Source organism: Alkalihalobacillus alcalophilus ATCC 27647 = CGMCC 1.3604 (genome assembly GCF_000292245.2).
GTDB lineage: Bacteria > Bacillota > Bacilli > Bacillales > Bacillaceae_D > Alkalihalobacillus > Alkalihalobacillus alcalophilus.
In genome coordinates this window covers 23,695-34,059 of the sequence record NZ_ALPT02000046.1, presented here as the reverse complement: position 1 = coordinate 34,059, position 10,365 = coordinate 23,695, and the positions used below count along the sequence as shown (strand labels likewise).

The following is a 10,365-nucleotide window of genomic DNA, read 5'->3' as shown; positions in this document are numbered from 1 at the left end:
AACCGCGGATGGAAGCAAGAAAAGGGAGAGAGCGAGAGAAAAAGAGGTAACCAACCGCAGATGGTGACAACAAAAGAAGAGCCCCATCGAAAATGATGGAGCAATAAGATTCTTTATTGCAGTTGGCTCTCGTAAAAGTGGATTCTTATATACGAATTTCCTATAATCAATGGCTAAATCATTCAGGCTTTTTTCGCGAGAGCTTTATAGTAAATGACTCCTTCCATCTATCGCAGAACCATTGTTTCAGACTTTGTTTTAATGTTAGCTCCTTATCTTGTTTTAAGATAGCGATACGCCAATAAAGTGGTGGATGTGGCATCAAGTGGAACTCGAGCCATCGCCAAATCCATGGTGGTCGTTCTATTGATGAAGGGCGTTTTTTTTCTTCTATTTCCTTGTCTTCTATATATTGGAGTGATTGTTCAATCGATTCGTCCTGAGATTGCCCAAGGATTCCTAAACTGTTGGCCATTTGTTTACTGCCATCATGCAAAATGAAACTAGCTAAACGATCGGCACGAACCTCCAGCACTTGTGAGTAAAAAGATTGATAGAGCGGGAATAGTAAAATCAGCCCCCATATCAATATAAACATTAAAACCGGATTGTTTTCAATCAATTCGGGTGACTCGACTAACCAAAGAACAAAAGCGACAATAATGGCTAGATAAGGGAGGCGAAGAAGTTGACTGATGAGAACGTCTCTTTTTTTTACATGGATGGCCTCATGAGCAATAATCCCTTCGATGGCTTCAACGGGTAACTTTAGTGTGGCACTTGTTAAAGTGATCATCGAGCGACCGATCCCCATTCCCGATGCGAATCCATTAAAATCATTTGATTCTGTTTCGTATAAACGAATTTTTGGTAAGTTTAGCTTTTGAAACAATTTGTTTGCACGTATTAATAGTTCTCGATCATCCATTTCTTTGGCATCAGTCGCAATCTTTAAAATGCGATCAGAAAAATATAAATTGGTAAACCAAAAAATGATGATCGCTCCAGCAATGATCGCTGTATGAACATCTAGTAAGTAGAGGCCAAGAAATAAAGTAGAATAAACAGAAATTCCTTTAATGGCTCCAGCGAAATACAGCTTCCCTAATAATCTTTTGAGGTTGGAATGATGGTAAAACGGGAGAACATGTTTTTCTTCTTCTATAGCCTTTTTTGACGCTTTTGGTATAAACGGATTAAAAAAGGACAAATCTTTTGGGCTTAGATAAACCGTTTCACCAGGAAAATCAAGCTTTAAAACTTTCCCATTACCGGTTATAAAATCAAGACTTTTTGAAAATATAGTAAGCAGGGGGTGAAGTTTTAACAAATCGACCCCACTTTCCACCTGTAGACCTTCCAATTTTTCTAAAGGGTATTTTCTTGCTTCGATACTTGAAAGGATAAACAGTTCATTCTCTTTTGATTGATAAACTTTTGTTGAAACATGATTTAAAAATTGTTTAACTGTTTCAATGACACTATGAATTATAACTAGAATGACAAGAAGTTTTAAAGGACTAGCTTCAGGTCCAAATAGGTAGTAAGCAATTGCCCCACTTAAGACTATTATTGATAAAAAGGTTTCATAGAGCCATTTTTTGATACTTCGTGAAAGGGGAATCTCAATATTTTCAGTTAATGCGAATTCCGTGTGACGTTTTAATGCTTTTTTGCGTCCCTCAAAAATCATCGAAAAATTAAAATAGGCAATCGAAACGATGGAAAACCCGATAAAAAAGTCCGGAAATTTGAATGAGTAAAAAAGCTGGCCAACCATTGTGAGCGCTGCGACAATTATAAAAATATTTCCAAGTTTTTCACTCTTTTTTTCAAGCCGATACCCAATAAGAGCAATGAGAAAGGTAATGGCCACATACAAGATGATAGTGGTGAAATTTGGTAGCATCCAATCACTCTTTCCATTCAGAACTTAAGATAAATTGCTCTTCTAGTTTTAATAAATCATCTACTGTCACTTGTGGGTGTTCGCTCATTAAGGAATAACGTAAGCCATTCTCATCCCAAGCTATAGATTTAAAGGAATCAAATACCATTAAAGTGGCAGGACTATTTCGGAATTCAATTAGCTCTTCATCAGCTAGGATTAGCTCAATTTCATCTTCAGGTGATGGAAAGACGGCTAAAGATACATAGGAAATATAATCCTTTGTGTATTCAAACGTTAATTCTGTTCGATCGAGAAAATCGCTATTATATTTTTCAATAGCAGCTAAAGTAGCAGCTTCACTATCGAGAACAAGTACCCCTTGTTGAAAAATATTGTTCACTTCATTTATGGAGGTTTGTTCTATAAGTTGTTCATCTAGATTTTCAATGAAAATATCGTCTGGAATGTCTAGCTGGAATTCATCATCATCAAAAGCGACGTCAAATTTAATTTCTTGATACTCCATTGTCGTTACCATTTCATCTGTAACCATTTTGGCTTTTAAGATGAAATGATTTTTTTGATCAATCCAAATGTCAAATTCTTTTATAAAGTTCACATTATTCTCTTCATTTAATGTTAAGTGGTGTGTTTGAGTACCATGAAGTGTCTCTTCACCAACCATTTGCAAGGATGCATCTTTGTCTATACTTCTCAGTAGATCTTTCATTATTTCTAATTGTGATTGTCCGTCTAACATGGGGAGTTCTCCGGTCATTTGAAAAGCGAGAGCAGAAGATTCATCATAAATGGTCATCACACTGCCATCATATACTCCATAAGACTTCTCGTTCGTTTGCTTATTAGTGACGACGGCTATCCTTTTGCCATCCATCACAACTTTTTCTTCTATTATCGATTCATTTGTAACATCATCCATCGTTTCAGTTAAATGGATTTTTCCATAATAAGAATCGTATTGAGTATGGTTAGTGAGAACTTCGTGAATGATTTCTTCAGGGCTTGTTGCGGTTGCAGTTGAACAGCCGGTTATGAAGATTAAGGACAAAATAATGTATACTTTTATATGTTTTTTCATAAATATCACCTTTCTGGAAGTCGGCAAGCAACTAATGTTCCAAAGTCTGCTTTGGAGCATATTGTTAAATCACCTTTTTGTTTTTGCATTAATAGTTGTGCAATACTGAGCCCTAGGCCAGAGGAACCACCTTTTGTTCTTGCTTGTTCTACTTGATAAAAAGGTTGTAATACATAGAGCAATTGGTCCTCAGGTATAAAGCTACCCTCATTTTGGACAAGAAGTAGTGTATCGTTTTGACGAAAGTGTTCTAGTTCTTGTTTAAATGGAGAGAAAACCCACTCAGGTAAATTCTGATTTGAAGAGATAACAGCTAAGCTAAGTACATTCCCCTTATTTGTATAACGCAAGCCATTTTCAACGAGGTTATCTACGACACGAATCATTTGTTTTGGATCAAGAAGATATTCACCTGGTGCATCAACGATAAGTTGTAACGAAATGTCTTTATCTGCAGCGAGCTCTTCATAACCACTTAATAGCATGTCAAAAAACTCTTCTCCATCAACTTTTACGAGTTTTGGTTGAAAGGAGGGTGATTGAATCGATGTATAAATGGCTAAATCATTAATTAAATGCTCCATATACTGCATCTTCTCAAATAAAATCTGTTCATAATCTCGTTTTTCTTGTTCTGTAAGGTTTGTTCCCTTTAGTAAAGCTTCCGAATAGGTACGGATAACGGTTAAAGGTGTTTTGAGATCGTGCGATAGAGTTGAAACAATCCATTCTTTTTCGTTTTGTTGGTTTTTGACAGCATCATTTTGTTTGATTAATTCATTTTTCATATTTTCAAAATGTAAAATTAGTCGGCTTATTTCATCATTTGAGCGAGGGATGATCTTTTCGGTTTGTTTACCTTTTGCAAAAGCATCCATTTGATGTTCTAGGCTTTTGAGCGGCTTATTTAATTTATAATGTAATAAAAAAAGAACGATTAAATAAATGAGCGTAAATATGGCTATAAAGAGAGCCAAGTAATAATAGTTATAATTTTGATAGGTTTGAAGCCATGCATCTCTGGCAATCGTTATTTCATAAAAACCTTTCAGTTCAGCCTGAGATAAAACGGGCTGTTTTAAGCGGTAATTTTGATGAGTCGTTTCGATGTCACCGATATTTCTGTAAAGGTTATGAACATTTGTAAAAGAAAAATATGGCTTAAAGTCTCTCTGATGGGATTGGTATAAGACTAAACCATCAGAACGGTAAAGGGTAATCGCAATGTTGTCACTCGTTAAATCAGCGACCATATCATATGTTTCAAGTGGGTTAAAATCATACAATCCAGGGTCCTTCAAAAGTTCTTCAATATGTGCAAATTGAAGGGTTGCTTCGGTTTGCTGTCTGAAGTACTCTTGTTGCCAATACTGATTCAATCCAAGATATAATAAATAAAGGACAGCAACCGGTAAAATCATCACGATTAAATAGCTAAACATTAGGAATGATTTGAGTTTCATTCCACTTCTTCTCCGATAAATTGATAGCCAATGCCCCAAACGGTTTGGATAAAAAGTGGGTTACGTGACGATTCCTTTAATTTTGTTCGAAGGCTTTTTAAATGCACAGTCACTGTCTTTCCGTTGTCAAGTTCAGGTTCATACCAAACATGTAGGTAAATATCTCTTTTTGAGAACGTCTGAAATGGTTTTTTAGCAAGCAAGAAGAATATTCCTTTTTCTTTAGCTGTTAAAGGGACTTGTTGATTAGCTATGTAGATTCTTTCCTTTTCAAAATCAACGGTTAGCCCACCTTTATAATGATAAAGAGGAGATTCGACTTTAATGCCTTTATAACGATTGTAGCGTCTAAGGTGAGAATGGATGCGTGCTTTTAATTCATCTAAACTAAAAGGTTTTGTTAAATAATCATCTGCACCTAAATTTAATCCTTTTATCTTATCTTGATCGGCAATTTTGGCACTAATGATTAATAGTGGAATATCCGATTCATCACGAATTAACTTACATAATGTAAACCCGTCTAATTCTGGTAACATTAAGTCGATAAGCACTAATGTATATTCTCCCTTTTTAAAATCTTCTAACCCTTCTTGTCCTGTAGACGACCAAGTAACAACAAACCCATTTTTTCTTAAATCATCACAAACAATTCGTGCGATTTCTGGATCATCCTCAACGAGTAAAATCGCCTTATCGTTCATTGAATTCTCCCCCTTATATTAAAAAAGCGAAGCCTGTTCGCCCAGAAGCGAGAAAAAATTAGGGACGGCTTTTGAAGACGCTCTTTGTCTTCATAAAGACGAACCGATTTTTCTCGAGCTTCTAACAGGCGTAGCTAGATTATTTTATTATATTTGTCAGGTTGGTAAATTTAAGATATTTTATAAATTCTTTATATTTTATCAAAAAAGAGGTCAAAAAAGTTATTTTACGAACATTAAGTAGGCTTTCCTTAGATTTATTGGAACCGAAGTGGATGATGTCTCCCCTCTCACTTTATATACATTCAAAAAAGAGGCTGAACCCTCAAAAGTCATTTTCATGACTTTGGGACAGCCCCTTCTATGCAATCCTATCAACAGTTTCCATTCATATTAACGATGGTCTTTATATAAGTCTTGTTTGGTAAGAGTGCTTAATTGTTTTTGGAATGATTCAGGTAGAAACACTTGTGAAGCATCAATATTTTCAATTAATTGTGTTAAACTACTTGCTCCAGCTATAACGGAGGCAACGGTTGGCCGAGAGAGACAATAGGTGAGGGCGAGCTCATTCATTGTATGCTGCTGCTTCATTTCATAGAGAGCAATTCTTGTTTCTCTTAGCTCTTGTGCCGAATAGTTCAGGTAGCCATTTTTCTTAATTTTATCTGGAAGATTATCAAATGTTCGTTCTGTTAATATTCCTTTGGCGACTGGGCCACGTGCAACTACACTGACTTGATGCTCTTCTAAAAAAGGGAAGAGCTCCTCTGGTCTGCGGTCAAGCAAGCTATATTGCATCATGACACTAACAATATTTGAGCGTTTGACATATTCACGGATCACATTTGGGCGAATCGATGAAATTCCATATTCGCGAATCAAACCTTCGTCCTTTAATTGCTCAAATGCTTCAATCGTTTCATCAATTGGGTCATCGATTGTGCCCCCATGTAACTGATATAAATCAATATAATCTGTTTTTAATCGAGATAAACTGTCTTTGACCGCGGACATAATATGCTTTTTAGATGGATCCCAGCTCCAGCCACTGACACCGCGTTCAAAACGATTCCCGACCTTTGTCGCTAAAATGACTTGGTCGCGTTTACCTTTTAAAGCTTTGCCGACAAACTCTTCATTTAAGCCCTGGTCATATAAGTCCGCTGTATCAAGATAATTAATCCCACGGTCGATCGCTGTTTCAAGAATAGCGATCGCTTCTTGTTCATTTGTACCAAGCGACATACAACCTAAACCAATTGTACTTACTTCTAAATTAGAACGACCTAATTTTCTTGTTTTCATCAATATGGCTCCTTTCAAGAGCAACTCCAATAATAAATGCTTATATGTACTGAATACCCAAGAAAAATGAGGAGTGAAACATCCATTTAGTAAATGCATGTTTCAAGAGCCAACATCTCTTATAGTAGGTGATTTATTAAAACTTTTTTGATGAGTCAGAGTCATCTTATTTTGTAATTTTAACCCTAATCAATTTCCTTGAATCCGCTTCGACAATTTCAAAAAGCAACTTACCATCGTTTAGTTGTTCTCCGACTTTTGGTAGGTAGCCAAATTGATGTAATAAAAAACCAGCTAAATTATCATACTCCTCTGGAATATCTGTTTGAAAAACATTATTTAGGCGCCTTAAGGAGATTTTGGCATCACAAATAATAGTTGAATCAGTGTGTTGGTCTAATAAATGGTCGTCAATATCCGTCTCATCCTCGATATCTTGTCCAATCATCGTTTCAATAAGATCTTCATGTGTAATGATTCCTTCTGTTCCGCCATGCTCATCTAGCACAATTGCTAAATGTTTCTTCTCCTTCATCATTTTACGAAACACCCAGTTAATCGGCTGAAAAGTGTAAACAAATAAAGGGGGATCAGAAAATTTGATTATTTTTTGTTCAGGTTCACGTGACCAGTTCAGAAAAAATTTAGAATGAAAAACACCAACAATGTTATCAAGGTTTTCTTCGTAAACAGGATATCTTGTAAATTGGTTGGAGAGCAGAATTTCTTTAGCTTCATTAAACGTTGTATCAACAGAAATTCCTTCCACTTCCGTTCGGTGCGTTTTCAACACATCCGCCACATTTAAATGTTGAAAATCTAGCATTGCTTTCAATCGATACATCTCTTCGTTTTCAAAAGTGCCTTCTGTATGTCCAATGTCTACCATCGCACGCATTTCGTCTTTGGAGAAAGTCGTTTTGTTTCCATCATCTTGACCGATTATTTTTATAACTAATCGAGTAAAAGCATTTAATAAGTAGGTTAAAGGTTTTAAAATAATCAGCATAATTTTAGTAGACGGATAAACGAGATAGGAGATTCGTTCTGGAAATGCAGCCGCAATGGACTTCGGCAAAACTTCAGCAAAAATGATAATTAAAACGGTTAATACACCTGTCGCGATTCCAACAGGTAAGCCATATTGTAACGCTACAATCGTTACTAAGGAAGGAAGAATAATATTAGGGACGTTATTAGCAATCAGAATCCCAGGAATAAATTCTTCGGCATTTGTGACGAGTTTCAATAATTTTTTAGATTTTTTGTCGCCATTTGCTGCTTTGATTTGAAGTTTGATTTTATTTGTAGCGGTTAAGGCTGTCTCGCTCGCTGAAAAATAACTAGAAGCAATAAACAACAATATGATAGCAATGATCAAAGTTTTACACCCATTTCAATTAAATATTTATTATTATTTCAAACAAAAAGTAGATTTATTCCGTTTCTTTCTTGGCTATGTCTATAAGCGTTAGTCTAAATTTCGTTCTTATTCTTTTGGTTTATCGTGGATATGGTTTATATTCAGAAAAGATTGGGGGTCTTTATCAAACATCGAATCCTCTACAAATAAAGTGTTCACTCTTTGGAATAATGCCCCTACCTTTAATGTTCTTTCATCTAACAATTGTTGGATGAAAGGTTTTGTTCTTCTATGATAAAGGCCGATTAATGGTTGGCGTTTATCGTTTACGAGTGGAATAACGGCATCATATTCTGTATCTTGTTGAAAAAGTTTTTCGATTAATTTTTTATAAATAGTAGCCTCTAGATAAGGTGTGTCACAAGGGGCAATCACATACCAATCTGATTCGCCATATGCCATTGCCGAGAAAATTCCAGCTAATGGTCCTAACCCTTGATACGGTTCTTTATCCGTATATATGTTTTTATGCCCGTTTTGTTGAAAGTTTAAAACGAGGTTTGGGTGACTAATGATGAGTTGTTTGTTTGTGAACGCTTTTAAACAAGTGAGACTGTGTTGATAAAATGGTTTAGAGTTTAACATCGCAAAGGCCTTGGGCGAACCGTAACGTCTTGATTCTCCTCCTGCCAACAGAACACCTATCGTTTTCATTTATATGTAACCTCCTTACGCCTTGAGCTTTTTAAAATCTGTCTTTCTATTATGACATAAGTGCACCGGACAAGTCATAGATTATACAAAGTGAATGTGAAAAAGCTGCGCTAAGGGGGATGCACATGTCAAATAAATTAAATCAATTAAAAAGAGACGCAGATTTAAAGCGCCGAAATCGAGGGGTAGCTAAAAGGCCAAGAGAGCAGCTTGATTCAAATCGGGCAACCGACATATTAAGTCGATCAAAAAAGCCCTACTCTTTTCAAAGTAACTCTACAGAACCAAAAAGAGATGGGGCTATTTATGATAAAAGTTTCTTTTTATTAAGAATCATGATAGCTGCTTGTTTATTTTTACTCATTGCCATATCTTTTAACGGAAATGTGACACAGTTGGAAGGAACAAAAAAGGTTGTCGCCCAAGCGTACGAACAAGAATTTCAATTTGCAATGATAGCAAATTGGTATGAGGAACAATTTGGACGACCACTTGCTCTGTTACCTGTAACAGAAGAGGAACCAGATCCTGAGCAGCAGCCAATAAATGAACTGGATTATGCGATTCCTGCTTCAGGTGGAACAATTACGGAACGATTTTCAGAAAATGGACATGGGATTTTAGTGGAGACAGGAGTCCAAGAAGAAGTGAAAGCGGTCAAGGGTGGTTTTGTTGAATCAATTGGAGAAGACGAAACAATTGGCAAAAGAGTCGTTGTTCAGCATTATGATCAAACGAAAACGATTTATGGCATGCTTAATGTCATTGATGTGAATATTTATGATCATATTCAAGTTGGACATACGATTGGTACAGTCTCCAAAACCGAGGGAGAGGAAAAAGGTCAGTTTTACTTCGCCATACAAAAAGGGGATTCTTACATTGACCCAAGCGATGTCATTTCATTTGAATGAATGGTTTCTATTAGCGAGGAAAATTAAAATCCATCCGCTATTCTGGTTTGTGTTAGGAATTGGAATTATAACTGGTTATTTTCGTGAAGTATTAATGGTATTTATGATTGTATTTATTCATGAATTAGGCCATGCTGTTGCGGCTTCTTATTTTAAATGGAAAATAAATAAAATTGAGCTTTTACCATTTGGAGGAGTGGCCGAAGTTGAGGACAATGGCAATAAGCCATTTCGTGAAGAACTAATGATTATTTTAGCCGGTCCTATTCAGCACGTCTGGATGATCGGTTTGTCTTTTTCATTCGCTGGAAGCTCTTTTTGGTCAGAGCAAGCACACCAACTTTTTTTAAATCATAATTTAGTTATTTTGTTATTTAATTTATTGCCGATATTACCACTTGATGGTGGTCGGCTTTTGCAACTGCTATGTTGTTATCGTTCTCCTTATAAAACAGGGATGGCCACAGCAAGAAAACTTTCTTTCTTCATTTTAATTGCCTGTATGATAATCGTTTCCTTTTTCTTTTCCTTTCATCTAAATATTTGGGTCGTGTTCTCCTTTTTAATTTTGAACAATTATTTGGAGTGGAAGCAGCGGCATTATCGATTTGTTCGCTTTTTAATGGGGAGAAATGCTTTTGTGCCGAAGCGACCTATCAAAACGATACGAGTTGATGATACAATGATAATTAAAGATGTAATGGATCTTTTTGAACGAGGTGTAACGCATCAGTTGGTGGTGTCATCTCAATCAAATGAAGCACCTATTTATGTGCCTGAGTCCATGTTGTTAAGGGCCTTTTTAGGAAATTATTCAAAGATCCGCTTAAAGGAATGGCTTGATAGTACGGAACAGAATGATTTCCGCATGATAAAAATATAGTAACTGTGAATGAGTGGCAACCATTC

9 protein-coding genes are annotated in these 10,365 nt (G+C 36.0%); 2 read left to right on the top strand and 7 right to left on the bottom strand.

Annotation, left to right across the window (positions count from 1 at the left end):
• Nucleotides 1-178 precede the first annotated feature (178 nt).
• From BALCAV_RS13210 to BALCAV_RS13180, 7 genes are all read right to left on the bottom strand, one after another.
• The gene (locus tag BALCAV_RS13210) at nucleotides 179-1,909 is read right to left on the bottom strand and encodes a M56 family metallopeptidase (RefSeq protein WP_003320461.1); all 1,731 of its coding nucleotides are present in this window, start codon (nucleotides 1,907-1,909) and stop codon (nucleotides 179-181) included.
• A gap of 4 nt (nucleotides 1,910-1,913) precedes the next feature.
• The gene (locus BALCAV_RS13205) at nucleotides 1,914-2,990 is read right to left on the bottom strand and encodes a LolA family protein (protein ID WP_003320460.1); all 1,077 of its coding nucleotides are present in this window, start codon (nucleotides 2,988-2,990) and stop codon (nucleotides 1,914-1,916) included.
• 5 nt (nucleotides 2,991-2,995) lie between these two features.
• On the bottom strand, nucleotides 2,996-4,453 hold the full coding sequence (locus tag BALCAV_RS13200; protein WP_003320459.1) for a HAMP domain-containing sensor histidine kinase: 1,458 nt from the start codon (nucleotides 4,451-4,453) through the stop codon (nucleotides 2,996-2,998).
• Nucleotides 4,450-5,157 (bottom strand): response regulator transcription factor, encoded by a 708-nt coding sequence (locus tag BALCAV_RS13195; RefSeq protein ID WP_003320458.1) that lies wholly within the window; start codon nucleotides 5,155-5,157, stop codon nucleotides 4,450-4,452. The genes BALCAV_RS13200 and BALCAV_RS13195 overlap by 4 nt, the downstream gene beginning before the upstream one ends.
• A gap of 393 nt (nucleotides 5,158-5,550) precedes the next feature.
• Nucleotides 5,551-6,465: an aldo/keto reductase gene (locus tag BALCAV_RS13190; RefSeq protein ID WP_003321794.1), complete on the bottom strand. Its 915-nt coding sequence runs from the start codon at nucleotides 6,463-6,465 to the stop codon at nucleotides 5,551-5,553.
• A 166-nt stretch (nucleotides 6,466-6,631) separates the two neighbouring features.
• Entirely contained in the window at nucleotides 6,632-7,846 is a 1,215-nt protein-coding gene (locus BALCAV_RS13185; protein ID WP_003321795.1) for a CNNM domain-containing protein, read from the bottom strand.
• 108 nt (nucleotides 7,847-7,954) lie between these two features.
• On the bottom strand, nucleotides 7,955-8,542 hold the full coding sequence (locus BALCAV_RS13180; RefSeq protein ID WP_003321796.1) for a molybdenum cofactor guanylyltransferase: 588 nt from the start codon (nucleotides 8,540-8,542) through the stop codon (nucleotides 7,955-7,957).
• A gap of 125 nt (nucleotides 8,543-8,667) precedes the next feature.
• On the opposite strand from BALCAV_RS13180, the gene BALCAV_RS13175 reads away from it, so the two are divergent.
• Nucleotides 8,668-9,456, top strand: coding sequence for a M23 family metallopeptidase (locus BALCAV_RS13175; RefSeq protein ID WP_003321797.1), 789 nt, complete (start codon nucleotides 8,668-8,670; stop codon nucleotides 9,454-9,456).
• Complete coding sequence (locus BALCAV_RS13170; RefSeq protein ID WP_003321798.1) at nucleotides 9,425-10,339, top strand: M50 family metallopeptidase; 915 nt, start codon at nucleotides 9,425-9,427, stop codon at nucleotides 10,337-10,339. The genes BALCAV_RS13175 and BALCAV_RS13170 overlap by 32 nt, the downstream gene beginning before the upstream one ends.
• Nucleotides 10,340-10,365: the final 26 nt, after the last annotated feature.

What these genes read in the sequence shown, in the direction of transcription:
- BALCAV_RS13210 (WP_003320461.1), bottom strand. Translation starts at nt 1,909, where the DNA reads ATGCTACCAAATTTCACCACTATCATCTTGTATGTGGCCATTACCTTT.
- BALCAV_RS13195 (WP_003320458.1), bottom strand. Translation starts at nt 5,157, where the DNA reads ATGAACGATAAGGCGATTTTACTCGTTGAGGATGATCCAGAAATCGCA.
- BALCAV_RS13175 (WP_003321797.1), top strand. Translation starts at nt 8,668, where the DNA reads ATGTCAAATAAATTAAATCAATTAAAAAGAGACGCAGATTTAAAGCGC.
- BALCAV_RS13180 (WP_003321796.1), bottom strand. Translation starts at nt 8,542, where the DNA reads ATGAAAACGATAGGTGTTCTGTTGGCAGGAGGAGAATCAAGACGTTAC.
- BALCAV_RS13200 (WP_003320459.1), bottom strand. Translation starts at nt 4,453, where the DNA reads ATGAAACTCAAATCATTCCTAATGTTTAGCTATTTAATCGTGATGATT.
- BALCAV_RS13205 (WP_003320460.1), bottom strand. Translation starts at nt 2,990, where the DNA reads ATGAAAAAACATATAAAAGTATACATTATTTTGTCCTTAATCTTCATA.
- BALCAV_RS13190 (WP_003321794.1), bottom strand. Translation starts at nt 6,465, where the DNA reads ATGAAAACAAGAAAATTAGGTCGTTCTAATTTAGAAGTAAGTACAATT.